Annotated in this window: 24 protein-coding genes; 20 read left to right on the forward strand and 4 right to left on the reverse strand. The window is 59.9% G+C overall.

Annotated elements, in window-relative coordinates; all coding sequences use genetic code 11:
* Positions 1-133 precede the first annotated feature (133 nt).
* The 14 genes from AB4Y40_RS23855 (at position 134) to AB4Y40_RS23920 (ending at position 15,393) form a co-directional block, all read left to right on the forward strand.
* Entirely contained in the window at positions 134-1,231 is a 1,098-nt protein-coding gene (locus AB4Y40_RS23855) for a phosphotransferase (RefSeq protein WP_368689888.1), read from the forward strand.
* Positions 1,232-1,379: 148 nt separating this feature from the next.
* Positions 1,380-2,198 carry an SDR family NAD(P)-dependent oxidoreductase gene (locus AB4Y40_RS23860; protein WP_368689889.1) on the forward strand — a complete coding sequence of 273 codons (819 nt, stop codon included), beginning with the start codon at positions 1,380-1,382 and terminating at the stop codon, positions 2,196-2,198.
* 217 nt (positions 2,199-2,415) lie between these two features.
* On the forward strand, positions 2,416-3,225 hold the full coding sequence (locus tag AB4Y40_RS23865) for a MarR family transcriptional regulator (protein ID WP_368689890.1): 810 nt from the start codon (positions 2,416-2,418) through the stop codon (positions 3,223-3,225).
* A gap of 303 nt (positions 3,226-3,528) precedes the next feature.
* Positions 3,529-4,551, forward strand: a complete 1,023-nt coding sequence (locus tag AB4Y40_RS23870; RefSeq protein WP_368689891.1) for an alcohol dehydrogenase catalytic domain-containing protein — start codon at positions 3,529-3,531, stop codon at positions 4,549-4,551.
* Positions 4,539-5,705, forward strand: coding sequence for a DUF1214 domain-containing protein (locus AB4Y40_RS23875; RefSeq protein ID WP_368689892.1), 1,167 nt, complete (start codon positions 4,539-4,541; stop codon positions 5,703-5,705). The genes AB4Y40_RS23870 and AB4Y40_RS23875 overlap by 13 nt, the downstream gene beginning before the upstream one ends.
* A 29-nt stretch (positions 5,706-5,734) precedes the next feature.
* Positions 5,735-6,907, forward strand: coding sequence for a sulfotransferase (locus AB4Y40_RS23880; protein WP_368689893.1), 1,173 nt, complete (start codon positions 5,735-5,737; stop codon positions 6,905-6,907).
* Positions 6,904-7,413 carry a VOC family protein gene (locus AB4Y40_RS23885; RefSeq protein ID WP_368689894.1) on the forward strand — a complete coding sequence of 170 codons (510 nt, stop codon included), beginning with the start codon at positions 6,904-6,906 and terminating at the stop codon, positions 7,411-7,413. Before AB4Y40_RS23880 ends, AB4Y40_RS23885 begins: the two co-directional genes overlap by 4 nt.
* Complete coding sequence (locus tag AB4Y40_RS23890) at positions 7,410-8,183, forward strand: 3'(2'),5'-bisphosphate nucleotidase CysQ (protein ID WP_368689895.1); 774 nt, start codon at positions 7,410-7,412, stop codon at positions 8,181-8,183. The genes AB4Y40_RS23885 and AB4Y40_RS23890 overlap by 4 nt, the downstream gene beginning before the upstream one ends.
* A gap of 24 nt (positions 8,184-8,207) precedes the next feature.
* Positions 8,208-9,110 carry a sulfate adenylyltransferase subunit CysD gene (cysD, locus tag AB4Y40_RS23895; protein ID WP_368689896.1) on the forward strand — a complete coding sequence of 301 codons (903 nt, stop codon included), beginning with the start codon at positions 8,208-8,210 and terminating at the stop codon, positions 9,108-9,110.
* Positions 9,110-11,035, forward strand: a complete 1,926-nt coding sequence (gene cysN, locus AB4Y40_RS23900; protein ID WP_368689897.1) for a sulfate adenylyltransferase subunit CysN — start codon at positions 9,110-9,112, stop codon at positions 11,033-11,035. Before cysD ends, cysN begins: the two co-directional genes overlap by 1 nt.
* A 212-nt stretch (positions 11,036-11,247) precedes the next feature.
* Complete coding sequence (locus tag AB4Y40_RS23905) at positions 11,248-12,918, forward strand: electron transfer flavoprotein-ubiquinone oxidoreductase (RefSeq protein ID WP_368689898.1); 1,671 nt, start codon at positions 11,248-11,250, stop codon at positions 12,916-12,918.
* Between the two features lie 36 nt (positions 12,919-12,954).
* Entirely contained in the window at positions 12,955-13,791 is an 837-nt protein-coding gene (panC, locus tag AB4Y40_RS23910; RefSeq protein ID WP_368689899.1) for a pantoate--beta-alanine ligase, read from the forward strand.
* A 96-nt stretch (positions 13,792-13,887) separates the two neighbouring features.
* The gene (locus tag AB4Y40_RS23915; protein ID WP_368689900.1) at positions 13,888-14,697 is read left to right on the forward strand and encodes an SDR family oxidoreductase; all 810 of its coding nucleotides are present in this window, start codon (positions 13,888-13,890) and stop codon (positions 14,695-14,697) included.
* A 90-nt stretch (positions 14,698-14,787) separates the two neighbouring features.
* Positions 14,788-15,393, forward strand: a complete 606-nt coding sequence (locus AB4Y40_RS23920) for a TetR family transcriptional regulator (protein ID WP_368690165.1) — start codon at positions 14,788-14,790, stop codon at positions 15,391-15,393.
* On the opposite strand, the gene AB4Y40_RS23925 is transcribed toward AB4Y40_RS23920, so the two are convergent.
* The gene (locus AB4Y40_RS23925) at positions 15,317-16,102 is read right to left on the reverse strand and encodes a CerR family C-terminal domain-containing protein (RefSeq protein ID WP_368689901.1); all 786 of its coding nucleotides are present in this window, start codon (positions 16,100-16,102) and stop codon (positions 15,317-15,319) included. The two genes, AB4Y40_RS23920 and AB4Y40_RS23925, sit on opposite strands and share 77 nt — an antisense overlap.
* A gap of 591 nt (positions 16,103-16,693) precedes the next feature.
* The gene (locus AB4Y40_RS23930) at positions 16,694-17,194 is read right to left on the reverse strand and encodes an Lrp/AsnC family transcriptional regulator (protein ID WP_368689902.1); all 501 of its coding nucleotides are present in this window, start codon (positions 17,192-17,194) and stop codon (positions 16,694-16,696) included.
* Positions 17,195-17,389: 195 nt separating this feature from the next.
* Between AB4Y40_RS23930 and AB4Y40_RS23935 the strand changes: the two genes are divergently transcribed.
* From AB4Y40_RS23935 to AB4Y40_RS23945, 3 genes are all read left to right on the forward strand, one after another.
* A complete protein-coding gene (locus tag AB4Y40_RS23935; protein ID WP_368689903.1) occupies positions 17,390-18,406 on the forward strand; it encodes a 1-aminocyclopropane-1-carboxylate deaminase in 1,017 nt (338 codons plus the stop codon).
* A gap of 524 nt (positions 18,407-18,930) precedes the next feature.
* Positions 18,931-20,601, forward strand: coding sequence for an MASE1 domain-containing protein (locus tag AB4Y40_RS23940; RefSeq protein WP_368689904.1), 1,671 nt, complete (start codon positions 18,931-18,933; stop codon positions 20,599-20,601).
* On the forward strand, positions 20,582-21,247 hold the full coding sequence (locus tag AB4Y40_RS23945; protein WP_368689905.1) for a response regulator: 666 nt from the start codon (positions 20,582-20,584) through the stop codon (positions 21,245-21,247). Before AB4Y40_RS23940 ends, AB4Y40_RS23945 begins: the two co-directional genes overlap by 20 nt.
* A gap of 93 nt (positions 21,248-21,340) precedes the next feature.
* On the opposite strand, the gene AB4Y40_RS23950 is transcribed toward AB4Y40_RS23945, so the two are convergent.
* Positions 21,341-21,511 carry a hypothetical protein gene (locus AB4Y40_RS23950; protein WP_368689906.1) on the reverse strand — a complete coding sequence of 57 codons (171 nt, stop codon included), beginning with the start codon at positions 21,509-21,511 and terminating at the stop codon, positions 21,341-21,343.
* A gap of 150 nt (positions 21,512-21,661) precedes the next feature.
* On the opposite strand from AB4Y40_RS23950, the gene AB4Y40_RS23955 reads away from it, so the two are divergent.
* On the forward strand, positions 21,662-21,970 hold the full coding sequence (locus AB4Y40_RS23955; RefSeq protein WP_368689907.1) for a DUF4148 domain-containing protein: 309 nt from the start codon (positions 21,662-21,664) through the stop codon (positions 21,968-21,970).
* Between the two features lie 143 nt (positions 21,971-22,113).
* Here AB4Y40_RS23955 and AB4Y40_RS23960 read toward each other — a convergent pair whose 3' ends face one another.
* On the reverse strand, positions 22,114-22,686 hold the full coding sequence (locus AB4Y40_RS23960) for an isochorismatase family cysteine hydrolase (RefSeq protein ID WP_368689908.1): 573 nt from the start codon (positions 22,684-22,686) through the stop codon (positions 22,114-22,116).
* Positions 22,687-23,073: 387 nt separating this feature from the next.
* Between AB4Y40_RS23960 and AB4Y40_RS23965 the strand changes: the two genes are divergently transcribed.
* Both AB4Y40_RS23965 and AB4Y40_RS23970 read left to right on the forward strand, forming a co-directional pair.
* Positions 23,074-24,507: a hypothetical protein gene (locus AB4Y40_RS23965; protein WP_368689909.1), complete on the forward strand. Its 1,434-nt coding sequence runs from the start codon at positions 23,074-23,076 to the stop codon at positions 24,505-24,507.
* A 100-nt stretch (positions 24,508-24,607) separates the two neighbouring features.
* Positions 24,608-25,123: a DUF2867 domain-containing protein gene (locus AB4Y40_RS23970; RefSeq protein ID WP_368689910.1), complete on the forward strand. Its 516-nt coding sequence runs from the start codon at positions 24,608-24,610 to the stop codon at positions 25,121-25,123.
* Positions 25,124-25,185 lie beyond the last annotated feature (62 nt).

The following is a 25,185-nucleotide window of genomic DNA, read 5'->3' on the forward strand; positions in this document are numbered from 1 at the left end:
GAGGCAACTATATGCACGCCATTCAAAATATGCAACGCTCGACGAGGTGTGGTTTTCCCCATGTTGCGGTCGAACGACTCTGTGCGCGACGATGCGCACGCGTCTTGCGTATCTCAATCGCCGGGGGGAAATCTTGTCTGCACTTGCTGTGATGAGTGACATGGCGTTGCCGGTCACGGTGGAAGGCGTGACCGCGCAATGGCTCACGTCGGCGCTCGCGTTTCGCTTCGTCGGCGTGGAAGTGACTTCGTGCAGCCACGTAGCCGTGCTGCCTGGAACCTCGACGAAAGTGCGCGTGGCGCTCGAGTACAACGATGTGGGCAGGGAGATGGCGCTGCCTTCGCGCATGATCGTAAAAGGTGGCTTTCAGGATCACAGCGAGTTAATGCAGGACATGTACCGCAACGAAATGCGCTTCTATCGTGATGTTTTGCCATTCATAAATATGAACGCGCCGAAATGCTTCTATGCGGGCGCGGATCCCGATCGATGGCAATCTGTCGTTGTGATGGAAGACCTCGAGCAGCGCGAAGCGCGCTTTTGCAGAGCGCAGCGATCGCAACGCTACGAAGAGATGGGGCGGCGTCTGAGTGCGATGGCGCGCTATCACGCGCAAACATGGAACGGCGCCGAATTTGAAATGGGCGGCCGCTTTGATTGGGTGGGGGAGCGATTTTCCGACTGGTCGCTGGAATATCAGAATCGCTATCTGGAACCGGATGTGTGGGCCCACTACGTCTCGCTACCGCGAGGTGCCGCGGTGAGCCGATACCTGCACGATCGTGAATGGATGGTCGCAGCGCTCGCAGACATTGCGAGCCAGCACAAAGGCAAGCCGGTGTGTCTCATTCATGGCGACACGCATCTGGGCAACTTGTACGTTGAATCAGACGGAACGCCAGGCTTTTTCGATGCTCAGGTAAGCAGGGCGCCGTGGAGCCTGGAGGTCGCCTACCACATAGGCTGCGCGCTCGATATCGAAGACCGTCGCGCGTGGGAGCGGCCGCTGCTCGAACACTATTTATCGCAGTTGGCAGCCGGCGGAGTCGAGGCGCCCTCGTTCGACGAAGCTTGGGAGGACTATCGACGCGATCTCGCATACGGCTACTTCATCTTCGCCATCAACGAGACACGCTTCCAGACGGAGGCGGTGAACACGGCCTACGCGGCGCGCTTTGGCGCGGCATTGGTGGATCACGGCAGAGTAGGACCAGGTGATCGCATAGGCTGATAATGCAACTATATGTTGCATTATCAGCCTCATGAGACTAAGCTTGATCGAAAATGCCGACTCCAGCGCGCGCGGATGGACAGCCATACCGGGTACGTAAGCGCGCGAATGCTTTGAGTGGCGAGCGACCACATCATTCGACTACAGCATGCCTTCTCCAAAAGTCTTTTATCAGCGTTTGAGCGGCAAGATCGCGATCGTCACTGGCGCGGGGTCACTCGGGCAGGGTTACGGCACGGGCAAGGCTATCGCCTGTCTTTTTGCGGCTGAGGGCGCGTCCGTTTGCCTGGTCGATCAGCAGTACGAAAGGGCTGCCGAGACACTCGCGTTGATTACCGAATCCGGCGGCGAGGGGTTCGTCTGTACAGGTGATATCACGGACGCGGCCGTGTGCACGCGAATCGTCGAAGAGACTGTTGAGCGATATGGCCGCCTGGACATACTCGTGAACAACGTCGGAATTTCAGGTGCGCCGGGACGGTTGCAGGATATCGACGAGGCGTCGTGGGACCGTGTGATGAATGTGAACCTGAAGAGCGCGTTCCTGATGAGTCGCAGTGCGGTGCCAAAGATCGTGGCGCGCGGAGGCGGGGCAATCGTCAATATTAGTTCGGTTGCTGGCATACGCAGTCACGGGTCAGCCGCGTACGGTTCATCGAAGGCAGGCATGGTTGCGTTCACGCGCGAGTTAGCTGTGATGTACGGCCGTGATCATGTGCGTGCCAATGCCATCGCGCCGGGGCACATCTTTACACCCATGGTGCAGAGTATGCTCAATGAAAAGGCGCGCGAGCGGCGCCGCAAGATCGCACCACTTCCACTGGAAGGAGACGCGTGGGACGTTGCGTCTGCCGCGCTGTTTCTCGCCAGCGACGAGTCGCGGTTTATTACTGGCACATGCCTGCCAGTGGACGGCGGCGTGACGGAGGTTGCGGCACTTGCTGCTTACGACCTCGTTGGACAATAGCTGGGCCGTGCGCGCTGGGCGTGCACGCCGATTTGTTGTGTTGTTCTGCGGGCGGATTTTTCTGGTAACTTAGCGTTGCCGAAATGACCCCGCTACAGGAAACGGCACCTGTATGGCGTTGACGCGAGCCGTAGAGCTACCGATCACGTCATGTCGCCCATGGCTCGTTACGAGCATTTGCCATCTGGCACGCGGGTCTCGACCGATCGATGATGGTATGGGTGCCCGCAAGACCGCCGATTCACTTTTTGCCGCACTCGCGGACGCTACCCGGCGACAACTGTTGTCGTTGCTGGGCGCAGGCGCGCAAAGCGCGCCCGCGCTGGCGCGCGGACTGAACATATCGCGCGCGAGTGTGCTCGATCATCTGCGTGCACTCGACGAGGCGGGCTGGGTCGATGTGGCTCAGGACGATAGCGGCGAGGCGCTCTATTCGAAGCGCGCGCACGCCGAAGCGCAATTCCTCGCGGAGTGCGTCGCGTTGCAGACACCGGCAAGGCCCGAAGCAGGCGACGCCCTCGACGCTCAAGCCGCGGCGTGGGCGCGCGAGTGGCCGGCCGAAGACGCGAACGTCTATCTTATCGGGCAACGGCTGCTTCGGTTGTCGACACACATCGACCAGGCGCTCAAAGAGGCCGCCGCGAGCCAAGGCATCCTGGCCGCCGAGTTGTTGCTGCTGGACGCGCTGCTGGTTTCGGGGCCACCTTATACTCAGTCCCCGACGCAGCTTCAGAAGCCGCTGGCGATGACGCTTGGCGGCATCACGAAGTGCGTGAGCCGCTTGGAGCAGATGGGCTTGGTGGAGCGAACGCCGGACCCGGCGGATGGACGCGGAATTCTCGTGCGAATGAAGCCGCGAGCGCGTAAAGTCCTGGAGAACATTCTCCGCGAAGGGGCATACGGAACCGACTGGGTGGCGTCCAGCCATATGGCGCCGGCACGGCGGGCGGCGCTCTCGATTCTATTGCGCGAACTTCAGCTTTTCGCCGACGCGGAGGCTGCGCGTCGAAGCCGCGAGCGCCGCTGATATCTTCTCGTCGATCGCGGTCGCGCCAATATCTCGTTGTGCTGCGCAGCTGTTCGCTACGCAGCACTCACGCCGGCACCCTTTGCCGGCCATCTCCCTCATCTTCCTCCTGCCACGTTGAGCTGACCGGGCCTGCGCCGCATGTCTTTTGCAGCGCGATCGCTCGTCAGCAACAGCCGCCGAGGCGATTTTCCTACGCATTCTCCGTAAAAACACCTGGTGGAATCTAATTACTTTCCCAGTAAAGTAAATTCCATGTGCTCGACATGAGCAAATCACTCACGCAAAACGGAGATGCGATCGATGAGAGCCGCATATTTCACGGGCGTAGGTTCGCCGCTAGAAGTTAGGAGTCTTGCAGATCCAACCCCGGGTGTAGGCGAAGTTGTGTTGAAGATTCACCGCTGTGGGATTTGCGGATCGGATCTTCACATGACGGACGGGCACGCGCCGCACTTCACTCTTCCGGAAAATTCGACACTGGGTCATGAATTTGCCGGAGAAGTGATTGCGGTTGGAAAGGGTGTGGAGAAGCTGAGGGTCGGAGATCCTGTTACGGCGCTCCCGTTCACGGGATGCGGACATTGCGTTACCTGTCTTGCGGGAAAGCCTAACTTTTGTGCGGAGTTCAAGGGCGCCGCGGCGGGGTTTGCGCAGTATGCCGTCGTAGCGGAGCGTGTCGCGACGAAGCTTCCCAAGACGCTGAGCATGGAGGACGGTGCACTCATCGAACCGATGGCGGTTGGCTTGCACGGCGTCTCGCTCGCGAAACTGACGCCGGGCGCGAAGGTGCTGGTGATTGGCGCAGGCCCCGTGGGGCTCGCAGCGACTTTCTGGGCGCGGCGACTCGGAGCGGGGCGCATCGTTGCGACCGCTTCCTCACGACGTCGCGAGGCGCTCGCGCGGCATATGGGCGCCGATGCGTTCGTTGTACCTGACGCCGGGCAAGATCTGTCGACACTGGCCGCCGATGTGCTTGAAGGTGCACCGGACGTCGTATTCGAATGCGCGGGACAGAAGAAACTGATCGCGCAGGCGATTCAGTGTATCAAGCCGCAGGGCGACGTGATCGTGCTCGGCTTTTGCACGGTCCCCGATCAATTCATTCCCGCTGCGGCGGTGTGGAAGGAAGTGCGGATCCAGTTCGCTGTTACATACAGCATGCAGGAGTTCACGCATGTCGCGAACGTGTTTGACGCCGGCCATGTCGAACCGCGCATGATGATCACGGATCGCATTTCGCTCGACGCACTACCTGAAGCTTTTGAAGCACTGCGCAATCGCTCGACGCAATGCAAGGTGATGGTGAATCCATGGCTCAGCTGAAATCGTGGAGGGACTATCTTGCCAGGCTCGGCGAGGCCGAGAGTTTGCTCGAGTTGACCGAAACGCCTGACGACCCTCAAACGCGGGCGGATTTGTATCGTCAGTTCCAGATGAACCTCTCGCTTGCGTACTTCATCTATTTCCAGTCCGATCCACTTCATCCCGACTGGCTGCCCTTCCTGAACTCGGTGTTCATGCTGCAGCCAAATCCGGACGACACGTACTTCATCGCCCCACTACGCGGCGACCTGCGATACCGGCTGGTGGGAGAGCGTGGAAGCGTGCATCTGCTGACGCTCGATATCGGCCGCGGCACCATGGGAACCACCGACGAAATCCATCCTCCGCTCGGTCAATTCGATCTCGACGATCTGGAGATCGACGACGACGGGAACTTCGAGGTGCTGTTGAGTGCGGAGCGGCCGGCCGGTTACGAGGGTAACTGGCTACCGCTACATGGCGACGCCGACTTTGCGATGCTGCGCCAGCGTTCCTATGCGTGGGGTACGGAGCGCGACGCGCGTGTCGCCATCGAGTGTCTTGACGCCCCGTTCACGAAGCCACCGATGGGGTACGAGGACATCGCGCAGCGAACCGGCGAACTGATGAACTATGCGGGCCGGTTGTCACGCCGTTGGCTCACACATATGCAGCAACTGCGTACACGTAGCAAGGTGAACGAATTCGAGTTCTTTGCCTTCGGCGGCGGTCTCGCGAAACAGGCTTACTGGCAAGCGATTTTTGACTTTGGTCCCGACGAGGCGCTGATCCTTGAAACGGCATTGCCGCAGACACAACGCTACTGGAACGTGCAGTTGAATGACGCGCTATTCAACACGCTCGACTTTATCGATCATCAAAGCAGTCTCAATGGACATCAGGCTCACGTCGACGAAGACGGGCATTTTCGCGCTGTGATTGCTCATCGTGATCCGGGTGTGCCGAACTGGCTCGATACCTGCGGTATCAATCGCGGCACGGCGATAGGCAGATGGTATGCATGCAGTTCGGAGCCTGTCCCGACGCTCAAGCGTGTGTCATTGGCCGACGTTCGCAATTACCTGCCAGCGAAAACTCCTGTTGTTGACGAGAGCGAGCGTGAGAGGCGCTTGCGGGAACGGCGCATCGGCGCGCAGTTGAGGCGGCGTTGGTAAGTAGAACAAATGTTTTAAGGAGATGCCATATGTCATTGCGTGGACAATTCACAGGCGCGGAGGATGCGCTGCATGATGCCGCTAGCGGCGCAGCCGGCTTGAACGATTTCGGAGTCGGCGCGGAGTACATGCCGGGTCTGACGCAGCTTTTGATTGCGCTCGACGACGACGGTCCGCGCTTCGCACTCGGAGGGCGCGAGTTCGTCTGGAATGCGCTGGTCGGCGCGCTGATTTCGCGCCTGGTGCTCGTAGAGGGCTTACGCAAACATGCCGGCGCCGTGCAGAAAATTCCGCGGCGCCCGCTCGTCATAACCGGAATACCCAGAACAGGCACAACAGCGTTGCATAAGCTGCTCTCGGTGGATCCTCAGTTCCAGGGGCTGGAAAAATGGTTGACGGTCTTTCCGCAGCCTCGCCCCCCGCGGGAGACGTGGAGCGGCCATGCACAGTTCCAGGCGACCGCGGCCGGGCTCGAAGCCTTCTTCAACGCCGCGCCTGAAATGCGCGCAGCGCACAACATCGTGGCCGATGAGGTGGACGAATGTCTTGAGATCCTCAAGCAGGGATTCTGCAGCAACCTCTGGGGGTCGTCGTTCCGCGCGCCCCAATACGATAGCTGGTGGCGCGAGCAAAGTGAGTTGCCCGCATATCGCTACTTCGCGAGGGCCATCGGCTTGATTGGAGCGCGCGATAGCGAGAAGACGTGGCTGTTGAAGAATCCCGGTCACATCATGCAGTTGCCGACGCTCTTCGAGGTCTTTCCTGATGCTTGTGTCGTACAGACGCACCGCGACCCGATGCAGGCACTCCCTTCGCTCGCAAGTGTGCTGACGATGGCGCGCCGCGTCTCCGAGGGCAAGCGGGTCGACAAGCACGAGATCGGCCGGCGGGAAGTGGAGAACTGGGCGAGAGCGAGCGAAGCGGCAATCGAGGCGCGTGCGCATTTACCAAAGAAGCAGTTCATTGATATCCGGCAGAAGGACTTTCAGGTCGACCCGATCGGCACGGTGAGGCGGATCTATAGTCACTTCGGTTTCAGACTGAGCGCGGAAACAGAGCAAGCGATGCGCGAGCGTGTCAAGCAGAATCCGGAGCGTGCTCACGGCGCCCACGGCTACACACCTGACGAATTCGGTCTTGCAGCGGGAGCGATCAGGGAGCGCTTCTCCCGCTACATGGCTACCTACGGACTGGACAGATGAGCATTCCTTCCCTTTCACCATTTTCCGGTTTCCTCCAGATTGCCTATGTCACGACTGATGTGGACGAGGCGATTGCTCGCTTCGCTGCTGAACACAATGTCCCGGCATGGGCGCGGTTGCCGAGAATTGAAATCGAGTCGATGGGCGGGCGCCACTGCAAGCTGAATATCGCGCTCGCGTTCGTAGGACAGACGCAACTGGAGTTGATCGAACCGCTTTCCGGCGACGATCGTATTTACCGCGAGGCGCTGCCTCAAACAGGCTTTGCAATTCGCCACCATCACTTCGCGCAGTTAATCGAAAGCGAAGCCGCATTCGATACGCAACGTGAGCAAATGGCCGCGAGCGGCGTGCCCATCGTTGTCGACGGCCAGTCGCCGGGCGCGGCCCGCTACTTCTACACGGATCACCGCGCGACGCTGGGGCACTATATCGAGCACATCTGGTACACGCCCGCGGGCCTCGCAGGAATGAAGCAATTGCCGCGCAACGGGGAGGTGCGATGAACGTACTCGAAGAGGCGCTCGCGCTGGATGACGACCATCGTCTTGCTGCTCGCATCGCGACGGCGGCCGGGGATGCGTTGAACGCGATACGCGCATCGGCGGTGCTTGCCGGCAAACCGCTGGGTGCAGTCGGCGACGCTACGGCGAATGAGCTTATCGCGCGAATCATCGGCCACGCGCGCCCTGACGATGGTTTTCTCTCGGAGGAATTCGCGCCGGACCCGAAACGCCTTACTTGCGATCGCGTGTGGATCATCGATCCCCTCGATGGCACCCGCGAGTATGGCGAGCGCATCGAAGGGCGTAGCGACTGGGCGGTTCACGTTGCTTTGACTGTCGGCGGCATGCCGGACGCATGCGCGGTCGCGCTACCGGCCCTGGGGATGACGTTCGCAACCGGATCGCCCGCAACCTTACCCGCAGCGCCACAAGGGCGCCTGAAGATTCTCGTTAGCCGCACCCGGGCACCTGAGCTGGCGCGGAAGGTGGCGGAACGCCTGGACGCCGAACTCGTGCCGATGGGCTCGGCAGGCGCCAAGGCGATGGCGGTCGTGCGAGGGGAGGCTCACGCCTATCTCCACGCCGGTGGCCAATACGAGTGGGATTCGTGTGCACCGGTGGGGGTGGCGCTCGCAGCTGGACTTCACGCAAGCCGCATTGACGGCAGCCCGTGCGTTTACAACGGCGCAGACGCCGCGATGCCGGATCTGCTCATCTGTCGTCGCGAGGTCGCCGAATCGATACTGGGCGTTATCGCGGCCTCGCAATGAATCGTTCTTCCAGAAGGACCTGTCATGCCTACTTTGACTCACCTGCGACGGCTCGAAGCCGAAAGCATCCATATCATGCGAGAAGTCGTTGCAGAAGCAGAGCGACCGGTGATGCTTTATTCGATCGGAAAGGACAGCGCCTGCATGCTCCATCTCGCGAAAAAGGCTTTTCATCCCGCACCGCCACCGTTTCCGCTGTTGCACGTGGATACCACGTGGAAGTTTCGCGACATGTACGCGATGCGCGATCGCATGGCGCGTGAGACGGGAATGCAAATGATCGTTCACCAGAACCCGGAAGCAAAGGCACTAGGAATCAATCCGTTCGATCACGGATCGCAAGTCCACACGGATATGTGGAAGACCCAGGGTCTCAAGCAGGCCCTCGACAATCACGGTTTCGATGTGGCCTTTGGCGGAGCACGCAGAGACGAAGAAAAGTCGCGCGCGAAGGAACGCATCTTTTCGTTTCGCACTGCAACACATCAATGGGACCCGAAGAACCAGCGGCCCGAGCTATGGCGCCTGTATAGCGTGCGCAAGAGCAAGGGCGAGTCGATTCGTGTGTTTCCGATCTCGAACTGGACTGAGCTTGACATCTGGCAGTACATCTACCTTGAGAACATCCCGATCGTGCCATTGTATTTCGCGGCGAAACGTCCGGTAGTGCAGCGGGACGGTGTGCTCGTAATGGTCGACGACGACCGTATGCCACTCAAGCCGGGTGAAAGGCCTGAGGAGAAGATGGTGCGCTTTCGCACGCTCGGCTGTTATCCGCTAACCGGTGCGGTGGAGTCGTGCGCCACGACTTTGCCGCAAATCATTCAAGAGATGCTCCTGACGACAACCTCGGAACGGCAGGGCCGCGTCATCGATCATGATGGGGCGGCTTCGATGGAACGAAAGAAGCAAGAGGGGTACTTCTGATGGCACACGTCTCCGAGCTCATTGGAACCGACATCGAGCGGTACTTGAAACAGCACGAAACGAAGAGCCTGCTTCGATTCATCACATGCGGGAGCGTGGATGACGGCAAGAGCACACTGATAGGCCGTTTGCTGTACGAGTCGAAGATGCTGTTTGAGGACCAGCTCGCGGCACTCGAAGCCGATTCCAGGAAGGTAGGTACGCGTGGCGGCGCGATAGACTACGCGTTGCTGCTGGATGGCCTGGCGGCCGAACGCGAGCAGGGCATTACCATCGATGTCGCCTACCGGTTCTTCTCGACGGATCGCCGCAAATTCATCGTTGCCGATACGCCAGGCCACGAGCAGTACACCCGCAACATGATCACGGGTGCGTCGACGGCCGACCTGGCCATTATCCTGGTCGATGCCCGCAAGGGCATGCTGCAGCAAACTCGCAGACACAGCTATCTTGTGTCGCAAATCGGTATCCGCAACGTGGTGCTCGCGGTCAACAAGATGGACCTCGTCGACTACTCGCGCAAACGATTCGATGAAATATCGTGCGAATACTGTGACTTTGCGGAGAAGATCGGTATTCGAGGGGTAACGGCCATCCCAATCTCCGGCGTGAACGGCGACAACATCATCGGGAAAAGCGGAAAGACTGCGTGGTACGACGGGCCTTCATTGATGCATCACCTCGAGACTGTCGAGATCGACGAGGCGCGCTTGCAAGCTCAGCCCTTCCGGTTGCCAGTCCAGTGGGTCAACCGGCCCAACCTCGATTTTCGTGGTTTCGCTGGAACGATCGCATCCGGCGCTGTGCGTAAGGGGGATCGCGTGCAGATACAGCCCTCGGGACGGGAGAGCACCGTCGCCCGAATCGTGACGGCAGATGGCGAGCTCGACGTGGCCTACGCTGAACAGTCCGTCACGCTCGTGCTTGCTGACGAAGTGGACGTTTCTCGCGGCGACCTGATTTCGACAGTCGATTCACCCGCACAGGTCGCCGACCAGTTTGAAGCGACACTCGTGTGGATGAGCGACGAGCCTATGCTGCGCGGGCGCAGCTATTTGCTCAAACTCTCCACGCGGACCGTTACGGCAACCGTAATGCCGCTCAAGTACAAAGTGAATGTCAATACGCTCGAACACGTGGCTGGCGAGACGCTTACTTTGAACGAAATTGGTGTCGCGGAAATTGAGCTTGACCGCACGATTGCCTTCGATCCGTACGAGCATAACCGCGAAACGGGCGGTTTCATCGTGATCGATCGCATGACCAACAATACGGTTGGCGCGGGCATGTTGCGGTTCGCGTTGCGCCGCGCAAGCAACATCCATTGGCAGGCGCTTGAGGTCGACAAGCGCGCGCGGCGGGTGCTGAACGGGCATCAAAGTGGCGTTGTCTGGCTTACCGGACTATCGGGGGCGGGCAAATCGACCATTGCCAATCTGCTGGAGAAGCGCCTGCATGCAATGGGAAAGCGCACCTATCTACTCGATGGCGACAACGTCAGGCATGGGTTGAACAAGGATCTCGGATTCACGGCCGAGGATCGCGTGGAGAATATCAGGCGCGTCGCCGAGGTGGCGAAGTTGATGGCCGATGCGGGCGTAATCGTGATCACTGCCTTCATTTCGCCGTTCCGTTCCGAACGAGGCTTGGCGCGCGATCTCATGGAAGATGGCGAATTTATTGAAGTTTTCATCGATACTCCCCTCGAAGTGGCTGAACAGCGCGACCCGAAGGGCCTCTACAAGAAGGCCCGCCGCGGCGAGCTGAAGAACTTTACCGGCATCGATTCGCCCTACGAGCGTCCGCAGAATCCGGAAATGCGCATAGACACCACGAAATCGTCTCCTGAAACGGCCGTGGAAGCGATCTTCGACAAACTCCAGACGGTGGGCTTCCTCGACGTATTTCGAGGTGCCCCACTCTGAGCCGGCGGCGGTGTGTGCGCGTGGAGGCGCTTGTTCATGTGGCGCCTTCACCACCGTCCAGCGTTCATATTGTTATACGTCATTCATTTATATATACTCCTCGCTGTCACCTACGGGAGATTCTGGAAGCGATTCCCGTGTTGATGGCGCCCTCGACGGGCGAGAGTCCAACAAGCATGGCGGCGTTACGAGGCCAGGGAGAGAGAGTGGGGATGGCGGAGGAGAATCAGCAAGGGCACGGCCCACGCGAGTCGATGGAATACGACGTGGTGATCGTCGGTGGCGGCCCCGCCGGGCTGTCTGCCGCGATCCGCCTGAAGCAGCTGGCCGCGGAGAAAGGCGCTGAGATCGGCGTCTGCGTGCTGGAGAAAGGCTCGGAAATCGGGGCGCATATCCTCTCGGGCGCGGTCATGGATCCGCGTGCCCTGAACGAGCTGATTCCGGACTGGAAAGAGCAAGGCGCGCCGCTGAACGTGCCCGTGACCGAGGACAAGTTCCTTTTTCTTTCCGAAACGGGGGCTAAGGCTGTGCCGAACTGGGCACTGCCCGACAACTTCAAGAACCACGGCAACTACGTCATCAGCCTCGCCAACGTCACGCGCTGGCTGGGCCAGCAGGCCGAGGCGCTGGGCGTCGAAATCTTCCCGGGCTTCCCCGCTGCCGAAGTGCTCTACAACGACGACGGGTCGGTCAAGGGCGTCGCCACCGGCAACATGGGGGTCGGCAAGGACGGCGAGCCCACCGAGAACTTCCAGCTCGGCATGGAGCTGCACGCGAAGTACACGCTGTTCTGCGAAGGCTGCCGCGGGCATCTGGGCCGTCAGCTGAACGAGAAGTTCAAGCTCGGCAAGGATTCGGATCCGCAGGTCTACGGCATCGGCATCAAGGAACTGTGGGAGATCGATCCCTCGAAGCACCAGCCCGGCCTCGTGATCCACACCGCCGGCTGGCCGCTGGAAAGCGACACCTATGGCGGCTCGTTCCTGTACCACACCGACAACAACCAGGTGATGGTGGGCTTTGTCGTGGGTCTTGCGTATCAGAATCCGTACCTCTCGCCGTTCGAGGAGTTCCAGCGTTACAAGACGCACCCGGAAATCCGCAAGTATCTGGAAGGCGGCAAGCGCGTCTCGTATGGTGCGCGCGCGATCACGGCCGGCGGCCTGATGTCGCTGCCCAAGCTCGTGTTCCCGGGCGGTGCGCTGGTGGGCGACGACGCAGGCTTTCTGAACGCCTCGCGCATCAAGGGCAGCCACGCGGCGATCAAGACCGGCATGCTGGCAGCGGACGCCGCATTCGAAGCCGTGCAGGCGGGCCGACAGAGCGATGAACTCGCGGCCTACCCGGAAGCGTTCAAGCAGTCGTGGCTCCACACGGAGCTGTACAAGGCGCGCAACTTCAAGCAGTGGATGAGCAAGGGCCTGTACCTGGGCACGCTGATGGTGGGCATCGAGCAGAAGCTGCTGGGCGGTAACGTGCCGTGGACGCTGCATCACCAGCATCGCGACCACGAGATGCTGAAACCGGCTTCGCAGTGCAAGCCGATCGAGTATCCGAAGCCGGATGGCAAGCTCACGTTCGATCGGCTCTCCTCGGTGTTCATCTCGAACACGAACCACGAAGAGAATCAGCCCGCGCACCTCACGCTCAAGGACATGACGGTGCCGGTCGGCATCAATCTCGCGACTTACGCAGGTCCCGAGGCGCGCTTCTGTCCCGCAGGCGTGTATGAGTTCGTAAAAGACGATCAGGAAGAAGATCGTCTGCAGATCAACGCGCAGAACTGCGTGCACTGCAAGACCTGCGATATCAAGGACCCGACGCAGAACATCGTATGGGTTACGCCTGAAGGTGGCGGCGGGCCGAACTATCCGAACATGTAAGCAGTACGTGGTTAAGTCTCAGAGGCAAGATCCAGCATGAAACTGACTCGGTCTGTCGAGGAACTGCGAGCTCAATTGCGCGGGCAAAACCGCACGGCATTCGTGCCGACAATGGGCAATCTGCACGAAGGACATCTGTCGCTGATTCGTCTCGCACGACAGCATGGAGATCCTGTCATTACCAGCATTTTCGTGAATCCGCTGCAGTTTGGACCGGGTGAAGATTTCGAGCGTTATCCGAGAACCCTCGAGGCGGACATGGAGAAGCTCCAGAAGGAGAATGTATACGTCGTCTTTGCCCCTACGGAACGGGACCTCTATCCGCAGCCGCAAGAGTATCGCGTGCAGCCTCCAAATGGGCTTGGCGACATGCTAGAGGGGGAGTTCCGGCCGGGCTTCTTTCAAGGCGTTTGCACGGTCGTAATGAAGTTGCTGTTATGCGCGCAGCCGCGCGTGACAGTGTTTGGAAAAAAGGACTATCAACAATTGATGATAGTTCGGGAAATGTGCAAACAGTTCGCAATGCCCACGGATGTCGTGGCCGGCGAAACCATCCGCGACATCGACGGACTTGCGCTGTCCTCTCGCAATCGCTTCCTGACGCCGGAGCAACGCGTGGAGGCCCCCACGCTATATCGGCTCCTCAACGAGGTGCGCGAGGACATTTTGAGCGGTCGACAGGATATCCAGCGAATCGAACGGCGCGTGTTCTCAACGCTGGTCGATCGCGGCTGGAAACCCGACTACATCTCGGTTCGAAAGCAGGCCGATTTACGCTCTCCAATGGAGCAGGATGTAGTCGATCAAAAGCTCGTCGTGCTGGCGGCAGCGCGCCTCGGCAGCACACGCCTTATTGACAACCTTGAGATTTGAACCCTTGATGCTATGCCTTGCCACGGTGACTGGGGGGTAGGGCGAGAGCGCAACTCAAAGGCGCACCCTGCGCCTGTCTGACATTGGCGTTTCGTTATGACTGAACCAGCAATTCATGATGGCGGCTCTCGCAGGCAGTCGGTTCTTGTGACCGGAGCGGGCCGGCGAATCGGTCGCGCGCTCTCCCTTGGCTTTGCCGCGCGAGGATGGGACGTTGCCTTGCACTATCACGAGTCGAAGCGCGAAGCGCAAGAGGTTGTCGATCAGATCGCGGTGCGAGGCGGAAGGGCAATTTCCCTTTGCGCGGATCTTTCGAAAGAGGAACAGGTGAGGCAGCTTGTACCCGCGTGTGTGCAAGCATTCGGACGTCTCGATTGCGTCCTGAATTGCGCGTCGCGGTTCGAGGAAGATACGGCACAGACTTTTACTTACGATCTCCTGCTGGCGCTCATGAAGATCAACGTCGCTGCGCCGCTGGCTTTGGCGCGCGGACTCTACGACGCGATACCGGACTGTGCAGTTGCCGACGAGGCGCAGCGAGGCGTTGTTGTCAACGTTCTGGACCAGAAGCTTTACAACATGAATCCAGACTACATCTCCTATACCTTAACGAAAGCAGCGTTGGCGAATGCAACGATAGCGCTTGCGCAGGCGCTAGCGCCAAAGGTCAGAGTGGTCGGATTGGCTCCCGGACTTACGCTTGTCTCCGGCGATCAAACGCAAGAGCAGTTTGAGACGGCTCACCGAATGACCCCGCTTCGGCGCGGGTCGCGGCTTGAAGACATCGTCGATGCAGCCGTCTATCTTGCCGAGGCACGTGGAGTGACGGGGACGACCTTGGTCGTCGACGGAGGTCAACATCTTGTATCCAGCCAGCGCGACGTGATGTTCGCGAATATTGAGTAGGCGCGCGGGACAAGACCTCACATCTCGCGGCGAACAGGGCGGATAGCGGTGCAGCGCGACAAGAGAGCGCGTGGAAGGCCGAGGGACATGATGAAGCGAAAAGTACAGGGACTCGTAACGCGGGAAAAGATCCTCGACAGCGCGGAGATTTTATTTTTTGAGCGTGGCGTCAGTGCTACGTCTCTTGAAGACATCGCTCACGCGGCTGGTATGACCAGAGGCGCAATCTATGGTCACTTCTCAAACAAATGGGCCCTCGTGACAGCTTTGTTCGAGCGATCAGCTTTGCCTCTGGACCCGTTCACAATTCCGCCCGAGAAGTCTAATGGGGCAACGCTTGGCGCATTGCGTTCAAAACTTGAGAGGAGATTGGCCGACGTCCTTCACTCCGGCACACAACGGCGCCTGTACTCCATCGCATTCTCCACAGCAAAATCTGAAGGAGATACCGTTGTTTCCACATCGACGCTGGGGGAAGCTGCGCGAATCGCGCAGTCATCTATCGAGTCTGCGTTAAGGCTCGCAGCGGCAAATCGTGTGGCCACTGATCACGTCGACTACGCTGTGGAAGCGGTATACATTCACTCACTATTGACGGGTTGCTTTCACCTGAGTTTGCTTATGTCATCGCATCAGGGCGCGGAGCAAGCCCTTGCGTCGGCTGTTGTGGGAAGGGCGCTTTCGACCCTGCTCTGACAATCTTGGCGGGCCGTTCTCTTACTACTTCTTCGAGCAGCAGAGCCGTTTGCCGGTCAACGATCGATGTGATCCAGCTGAGCCGATGTGTATCGATGGATCCCCAGCCTAGAGAAAGCATCATCGATCGCCGTGTGAGGTGAATTGCTATGAGCTGGCCGGTAATGGTTAGCGCGCGCAATAAAGCCTCTTCGTCGCCGGCATCTCTGCCCATCAGGCGGGCAACTATTTCGCTGCACACCGGTATCAGGCGCGTCTGAAGACGATCGCGCAATTGAGCCTCGGGAAACTGGGGTCCCAGGCCCGCCTGTTCCCGCGCCATGAAGAGCCTCCAGCTATCGGGCTCAGCCGAGGTGAACAGGTATTGAGCAAGATGTTTCTGGATTTCACGGAACGCGCGGATTAATTCATCGTCGTCCCCGTCTGTATCAAGTACGGCCCGCGCCGCGTCGACGGGGCTGGCGAGGTGATCAGAAATCGTGGTGGCGATGTGATCGACACACGCCAGATACACGCCTTCCTTGTTCGAAAAGTAGTAGCGCAATGCGGGTGGATTGACACCTGCTAGCTCCGCTATGTCTCGCGTCGAGGCTCCTTCAAATCCGCGCAAACCGAAAAGCGTGAGTGCTGCAGCAATGATTCGGGCTCGCGTTTCATTGCCGCATACATAGCCGGTCGCTGTTCCGGAACGCCCTCGACTCTTGGTCATTGCAACAAGTTATCAGTCTTGTAAAAGGAGCAGGGAGTAAATCGGCTTGATCCGTTGGCAATTGGCCGTGGACAACAACCTCCGACAAGTCGATCTGAATGAATTCCAAAGACGGTACGCATGTTCCACCCGCAATGATGTAACCGGTTAAGCAACCGGCCATTCTGCACCTGGTTTGAGCGGTTTTGCGATGTTGTAATAATAGAACGACATACGCATAATCGTACCTAGGGCAAATCTCGACCCCGTTGGCTGTGTTCGCCTGGTGATGGACGATAACCTTGCGTGTGCTTGCCGAAGAATGCGGTGCAGTTAATTCGGCTTAGGCGGCCGCCCCATAAGGCTTTCGGGCGCCTGCAAGTTGGCACACCAAGCCGAAACAATTGACGTCACTAAGCCGATATTTTTGCGTCTTGCAGCTGGGAGAGCGCTTGCATGGCATGCAAGAGGTGAGCGGTTCGATCCCGCTTACCTCCACCAACAGAACGCGCGGCCTTCGGGCACGTTGCTTCATCATCCTGATTCACTTCCCCACGCCGCATCGAAATTCACGCAGCCATTTTCAATGGATCGCCTTCGCGCGCGCACCGTTCACAGCGGCAACGCATGCGTCGACAGAATCTCCTTGAGCACCATGAAGCTGCGGACCTGCCGCACGCCCGGCAAATACAACAACTGCTCTGCATGCAGCTGGTTGAAGCTTTCGTTGTCGCGCGTGCGCACCAGCATGAAGTAATCGAATTCGCCGGTCACGACGTGGCACTCCACGCAGCCTGAAACCTTCTGGGCCGCTTTCTCGAATGCGGCGAACGCTTCGGGTGTCGAGCGGTCGAGCACGAAGCCGATCACGACGAGCATGCCTGCGCCGAGCGCCTTCGGATCGAGTAGCGCGACGATTCCGCGTATCAGCCCCAACTCCTTGAGCCGTTCCACACGCCGCAGGCACGCCGGCGGGCTGAGCTTCACTTTGGCCGCGAGGCTGACGTTGGAAATCGATGCGTCCTGCTGCAAATGCCGGAGGATCGCGCGATCGATGCGATCCAATGCGGGTGGCTCATGCGGTGTAGCGGGAGAGCGTCTGGTTAATTTCATTGCGTCCGTAAGCCGTCTTACAAATTAAAAGTGTTCAGAAGTCAACGCGAATGCTTTAAACGTAGGTCGTCGATATTTTTTTAGCAAGCTCATTTCGCGGCAACGCGCCTAACATTTCTCCATCGGATTGCGCGTACCAGGCGCGTACCGACCGTTGACCACGCCCCGCATGAGCCGACCTCCCGGAGATATTCGATGAACCTCCAGCGTTTCCCCCGTTATCCACTCACGTTCGGACCCACGCCCATCCAGCCACTCAAGCGCCTTAGCCAGCATCTGGGCGGCAAGGTCGAGCTCTACGCGAAGCGCGAGGACTGCAACAGCGGACTCGCGTTCGGTGGCAACAAGACGCGCAAGCTCGAGTACCTGATTCCCGACGCGCTCGCTCAAGGTTGCGACACGCTGGTCTCGATTGGCGGCATCCAGTCGAACCAGACGCGTCAGGTTGCAGCCGTCGCCGCGCATCTCGGCATGAAGTGCGTGCTGGTCCAGGAGAACTGGGTCAACTACTCCGATGCCGTCTACGACCGCGTCGGCAACATCCAGATGTCGCGCATGATGGGCGCGGACGTGCGGCTCGTGCCAGACGGCTTCGACATCGGCATTCGACCGAGTTGGGAGGAGGCGCTCGAGAGCGTGCGTGCGGCGGGCGGCAAACCGTATGCGATACCGGCGGGCTGCTCGGAGCATCCGCTCGGCGGCCTCGGTTTCGTGGGCTTTGCCGAGGAAGTGCGGGCGCAGGAGGCGCAACTGGGCTTCAAGTTCGACTACATCGTCGTGTGCTCGGTGACGGGCAGCACGCAGGCGGGCATGGTGGTCGGCTTTGCGGCGGATGGCCGGGCGGACCGCGTGATCGGCATCGACGCTTCGGCCACGCCGGAGAAGACCCACGCGCAGATCACGCGCATTGCGCGTCATACCGCCGGGCTCGTCGATCTCAACCGCGATATCAGCGAAAAGGACGTGATTCTCGACACGCGTTACGGCGGCCCGGAGTACGGGTTGCCGAACGAAGGCACGCTGGAGGCGATTCGCCTGTGCGCGCGCCTGGAAGGCGTGCTGACCGATCCCGTGTATGAGGGCAAGTCGATGCACGGCATGATCGACAAAGTGCGCCGCGGCGAATTCGAGCCGGGGTCGAAAGTGCTGTATGCGCATCTGGGCGGCGTGCCGGCGTTGAGCGCGTACAGCTTCATCTTCCGCGACGGCTGAGTTCAAGCGCGGGTTGCCTGGCGCGCGAGGCGGGCGCCACGGTCTTTGACTTTGATCACGGCGTGCAGGGCGAAGCGCATCGACAATGGCGCCCTACACGTCGTGGGAGTGCCGGGCCCTGTTGCCTCTCCTGCGAACTCCGCGCCGGGCTTTTTAGCCCGGCGCTTTTTTTTTTTGCGGGATTCGAATCGATCTGACAAGAGCCGTTCAAGCGACTTCACTCGGGCAAGCACCAACGAGCGGAAAACCTGACGTTGTTGAAAGGCGTTACGACATGAGGCCGTAAGCGGTTCGATGGCTGCGGCGTTGGTGACCGTCGTCGGAATGCGGCCGTAACGTGAAGCACTTCACGCATAAGGAGTGCTGTGTAGTGTTTGATTAACGCGGTGGGTGCCACCACAATCATGAGGTCAGGTCGGGAACAGGCGCCGAGTGACTCACGGACTGACGGGCGGCTCCCTCCGCGTTCACCCCCAGGGAGCGCGTAGCGTATTCGCACTCCGGCTTCTGGATTGGAAGCGAAAATGGCTACCATTCGGGACACTTCCAGATTCGGCCTCTTCCTGTACACCGGAATGGTTGCCCTGGCGTATTTCGCCGGTGCAAAGCTGGGCCTTTCGTATGCGGTAGTGGGCGGTGCAATCTCTCTCGTATGGCCTTCCAGCGGCATCGCCCTCGTTGCGCTGCTCGCACTCGGTATCGAAGTCGCCCCGGGGATTGCCGTTGGGTCCTTCCTCGCCAACGTGTCGGGCGGCGTGCCTGCAGCCGTGGCCGCGGCGATAGGCATCGGCTCCATGGCCGGGCCGTTGACGGCGGCGCTGTTGCTCAACCGCGCGACACGATTCCAGATCACCCTCGCGCGCATCAACGATGTGCTGGCCTTCATCGCCCTCGCTGCGGTGACGAGTACGGCAGTCAGTGCGCTGGTCGGCACGACCGCCCTGCTGGGAGGGGGACTCGTGCCTGCCGCCGGGTACCCCGCAGCCTTTCTGAAATGGTGGCTCGGCGACATGATGGGGGTTCTCGTCGTGGCGCCGGCCCTGTTCAGCTTCCTTACGTATTCGAACCCTCTCCGCTCCGCACGGCGGATCATGGAAGCGTGCGGACTGATTGCTGCGACCTTTTGGGTCAGCTACCTCATCTTCGGTGCCCCGCAACTTGCCGGGCACGGCTACTACCCTGCAGCGCTCGCGATTTTTCCATTCGTTATCTGGGCGGCGCTGCGCTTCGATCGCCTGGGCGCCAGCATCGTGACGCTGATGGTCTCGGTGGTGGCCATCTGGGGCACGACCCACGGCACGGGGCCCTTTGCTGCCGAATCTGCTGTGGACAGCCTCGTGAGGTGGTGCGCCTTCGCGAACGTCGTGGCGGTGACAGGACTGTTGCTGGCGGCGGCACGCGCTCAGGAACGGGGCGCCCATGACCTGCTGCAGGCGGCCCACATCGAACTCGAGCGACGCGTCGAGGAGCGCACCGAAGACCTGGAGAAGGCAAACAACGAGCTAACAGAGGAGATGGAGCGACGCCGTTTGCTGGAAGGGGAATTGATCCGGATCGGCGATCAGCAGCAGAGACTCATCGGCCAGGAACTGCACGACGGACTTGGGCAACACCTGACCAGCCTGGGACTGTACTGCGCGGCCTTGAATCAGAAACTGCAGACCCAGGGCCACCCGGCCGCCGCCGACGCCGCTATCGTCGTCGGCCTGGTGAAGCAGGCGTCCCTGATGACGCGCAGGATTGCCCACGGCCTCGATCCGGTCGCGATGGAATACGGTGGACTTGCGGACGCACTGCAAGCGCTGGCGGAGACGGCTCGCGCGCTCAACGGCGTGGATTGCAAGCTGCGGATCGCGCCGGATGTGGACTTGCTGGACCCGCTGCTGCAGATCAACCTGTACCGAGCCGCACAGGAAGCCGTCAACAACGCGCTGAAATATTGTCATGGCCACCGCATCTGGATCGACCTCGAGCGGGCGGGCGGTCTGCAGACGCTCTCGATCAGTGACGACGGGGTCGGTATCGGCCCGGAGGAAATGGAGCGAGCGTCGGGTCTTGGACTGCACAACCTGCGCCACCGGGCGAGTCTTCTGGGCGGCTCCTGCACGGTGACCCGCAACGGCCTGGGCGGCACCACGGTCGCCATTAGCTATCCGCTACCGGAGGGCACTGGCCATGCACAGGAAATGCGCTAGCCCAGGCCGTGCGACTCAAATCCTGATCGTAGATGACCACCCCATCATCCGGGACGGGATGACGCTCCTGCTCAATCTGCAAGAGGACCTGCACGTCTGCTGTGCAGCGGGCAGCGCCGACGAAGCGCTCGCGGCGATGGCGTGCCTGCCCGACATGGCCATTGTGGATATCAGTCTGCAGACCGACTCCGGCCTCGAACTGGTCAAGACGCTGCGGCACCGCTATCCCGATCTGGCAATCCTTGTCCTCAGCATGCATGACGAAAGCTTGTTTGCCGAACGCGCACTGCGCTCCGGGGCAAACGGGTATCTGATGAAACTCGAGGCCACGGAGCATGTCGTGAGCGCCATCCGCGAAGTGCTGGCGGGCAATATCTACATGAGCGCCGCCATGCACGGGAAGCTGGCGCGGGCGCTTGCCGTCCCACATAAAAAGCCCGAGGGCCAAATTGCGAACCTTTCGGAAAGGGAATTCGAAGTTCTGCACCTGATCGGACTCGGCTTCAGCACCCGCGATATCGCAGAGAAGCTGAGCCGGAGCGTGAAGACGATCGAAGCGCACCAGGCCAATATCAAGGAAAAGCTGAGCATCCGCAGCGGCAAGGAACTGACGCGGTTCGCAATTCAGTGGATCGAGAACCAATAGGGCTGAGCCTGCCCGCTGAATAAGGCAATCCCCTAGCCTCTTTTAGGACGGGCGCCTGGTTCATGCACATGGGGTCGGCGCTTACAGTCGTATCTACCCAACAGCGAGCACTCTGCCGCCGGTGCGTTTGCCGAAGCCGTACAACAGCAAGCGCATGGCGATGCGAGCCTGCGCGACGCTCGCCGTCGCAGCCCCCCAAGCGCGGATCGTTTGCATATGTTCAACCCAGTCGTGATCAAGGCAAGTGGGGTTCGCTTTGAGCATGACCTTGTTCGTTACAGGAGGAAATCAGCGGAGTTGTGCGGCCAGCTCGCTTGAACGCACCCTGCTTCACTGCATCGATGGGTCGTTGACGCCGGTGCATACACGAAGACTTGTCGAACCGTACGTGGCAATCGTTGGAGGTAGCTCATCATGAAATACCTTGCTCAAACTGTCGTTATCCTTTCTATCGCGGCTGCTCCGGTTCTCTCGTTCGCACAGTCGAACGGCCCCGTGACGACTGAACAGGTTCGCGCCGAGCTGGTCCAGCTCGAACAGGCTGGCTACCACGTCGGTGACGGCGACAACGCAAGCTATCCAGCTGATATCCAGGCTGCCGAAGCACGCGTGGCCGCGCAGAACGGCGGGAGCAGTTACGGCGGGATGGTCAGCGGATCGTCAGCTTCCGGCGCGCCAGCGGCGGCCATTACCGGTTTGAAGCCGGTTTACTTCGGTCAGTAAGACACTGCGTTGACGGACTGTCTCGTGTGGTCTCGCAGCACGTCGCACTAACGCATCACACGGTACGCGAAAGCCCCTCTCCCGAATCGAGAGGGGCTTTTTGATTGCTTCGCGGAGTTTGGGGGAGAGAAGGCAGGGATCGTCTAGGCGAGCAGCAGCAAGGCGTCCGCGAGCGAGAGTACCGTGGTGCGCGAATCGAATGCGGTGGAGAACAGGTGTTCATGTACCACCGGATCTGGGTCGTAGCAGCAGTCCTTGACCGTGTACAGGCGGAAGTCCGCGTCGCTTGCATACGCGACCGACGACAGCACAACACCGGTCGATGCAATGCCGACCATGATCAGCGAATCGATCCCGTGTGCGAGCAGTCGCGCCTGCAAATCGGTGCCGAAGAACACACTGGCCCGGTGGGCAACGATGACCGGTTCGCCAGCCCGCTGGCCCAGCTCCGGCGAGGTCTGGTCGTCGACGAAGAGACCGAGTTGCTTGATTCCTTGCCCGTTCTTGTTCAATGGGCTGACTTCCGGATAGCCCGGACTGAAGCGGAGGTTGGCGAAATAAACGCTGACGCCTTTGGTCCGCGCCGCGTCGCAGAGCTTGCGCGTATTGGCAAGCAATGCCGGCGCGACCGAAGGAAAGAGCCCGAGAATGTCGGTCTGATAGTGCATGACGAGAAGCGCGGTTTGGGCCGGCGCGATTGCCGGAATCGACTCCATTCACAATTCTCCTGCCTTTCGACACGCGGTTCCTGTTCACGACGCGAGAACGTCGAACGCGGAGAATCATCCATTGGCAAAACGACGCTCCGCTGCCGTGGAAATAGTACTTTATGTCGTCACGCATGGTTAGCCATGCAGACGAAGTATCGTCTGCGTGTCATCCTCAAGCCTGAGAATGGGCGTTGACCAGGCTTCGATCGGGCCGGCTTATGCCTGTTGCATGATGTGCGCTTCCGAGGCTGCGACGTCGGCCCGAGCGTGGGAGAATGCATGGTCGAGTTGGACTGGACGCCATAACCTACGGTGGGTGGCGCGCGTGGTTTGTTTTGCTGTGTGTATCCTTCACCGGGCATACGCGGCCCGACTTTCTAGCGAGTGCAAATCATGCACCAGGACCTGATCAACGCCTTGACCATCATTGGCGCCATTTCCCCCGTCGGTCGCCTGAAAATCGAAACTAAATTGCGCGATCTGTCGCAGCAGGAACAATTGCAGATCGTCGCCTTGATCAAAAGCGCCGATAACCTCGCGTACTTCTGGCAGGGCAACTGGGTGCAGGCGGCGCGCGCCTGGCTGCTGGTGCGTGTGGTCGAGTGGATCTCGCTGGGCTCGTTCGTGCCGCCCAATGACCAGACGCAGATGATCGGGTGGGTCGGGCAGCTGCGCACCATGGCAGAAACGGTGGTACGCCAGCAGTTGCTCGAGCTGGTCACCGGCCGCGCCACGCTGGATGCACTGGCGCTGGCGCAGTGCAATCTCGACCGGCAGTCATGGCAGCCGAAGGTGGCCTTTACTGAACCGCTGAAGCACAACGATAACAAGTTCTGCTATCTCGTCCATGCCATGCGTCCGAGCACCGGGTTGATCGCGCCGACCAGGGACACGCTCAAAATGCACGAGTACACGGTGAAAAAGCTGGGGCGTTTCATCGAGAAGGGCAGCGACGGCACGCTAACGCTGAAATCGGCCGAGCTTTACCTGACTACCCCCAGCACGATCGAAGCCGAGATGCTCAGTTGCTCGCTGATCTGCGAAAACCGCAAAAAGCTATATGGCAACTTCAGCTTCGGTTTCATCCTCCAGGCACCGAGCACCAATATCTGTATCGCCAGTCCGAGTGATCTGGCGATTTCCAACTCCCAGGCGCGTGCCGCTGTGCTGGCCATGCAGCCCACGCCATTGCACCGGCTGGTACAGGTGGACGCCTTCCTGGAGTCGCTGCTTGGCCTGTATCAGCAGCCGCTGAAGTCGCCGTCGCAAATCCTGGCGCTCAGTTCGCCCACCGGGCACAACGAAGTCGTGGTGCTGGGCTTTGCCGGCAAGGAGCGGGTGAAGATCGCCGGCATCTTCATCAAGGTCACCAGCAAGAACATGCTATGGCAGTCCTTCGTGAATGACGATGCCGCGCACTGCCTGCGCGGCATGATTCTGACGTGTGCCGATATGTGTGGGGTGCCCATCGTGCCGATTCAGGACGATAACGACAAATGCCCCGGCTCGGAGATCTGCTTCCACGAATGGCTGGAAGGCAGGAAGGCCTCGCCGAGGCCCGGGAGCAGTCCGTCGATCCAGGCGACGCCTTCGCTGTCGACCGCCGGTTCCTCGTCGCTGGTGCTTGGTGACACGGTTTCGGTCTACCGCGATCGGGACCTTATCCGCGAATATGACATGATCGCTATTCGTCAGGATGCCAGAATGTACTTGCAGCAAGGCATGACTCCGGAGCAGGTGCATCGGCACTTGCACGATCAAGGTGGGTTGCCGCATCAGGTGGTGGAGCGTGTGCTGGAGTCGCTGGGGCATCGCAATTACATGTGAGCGGTGTGTGCGCAGGGATCTTTGCCGGCCGTTGTGCAGGTTTGAGTCGGTCCGCATTTCGCCTGCCCCTATGACACTGGAAATATCAACAGGGGTACTCATGACAAACAAAGTCTTGCTGATTCCCACACCGACGGCGGCAATTCGTGCGTCAGGATTGACACACATTGATTTCGCCGATGGTTATTCCGGCCAGGCAGATCGAACCTACGTCGACGCCGAACAAGCCGCGCGCGCCGTGTTCGCCGATCCGCCACACATGGTCCGATGTCTGATGGCCTTGCGCAACGGAATCGTGGCGCCGTTCGGACTAAGGGCAAGTGTTGACTTTAGCGATCGCGGGCTCGGGAAAATTGACGTGTTTCCGATTATTTCAAGTACGGGCACAGAGGTCGTCGTCGGTGGTAACGACAAGCATCTGGATTTTCGGATCTGGATAAGCATTCAACCGAGTCCGAAGGGATCGGAAGTGACGATTTCAACGTTGGTAAAAATCAACAATCTCCTTGGTCGAGCCTACTTGTTTGTCATCATGCCCTTTCATAAGCTCCTGTCTCGCTCGATGCTGCAACGGGCGGTCAATCGGCGCGAGAACGCGTCTTCGGGAGCCATGTAGGTCGAGCGGAAAGTAGCCTGGGCTTGCGTCGAGCATTGAACGACGAAGATTGCACCGGGGGC

Origin of the sequence: Paraburkholderia sp. EG287B (assembly GCF_040965595.1) — a bacterium.
Lineage (GTDB): Bacteria > Pseudomonadota > Gammaproteobacteria > Burkholderiales > Burkholderiaceae > Paraburkholderia.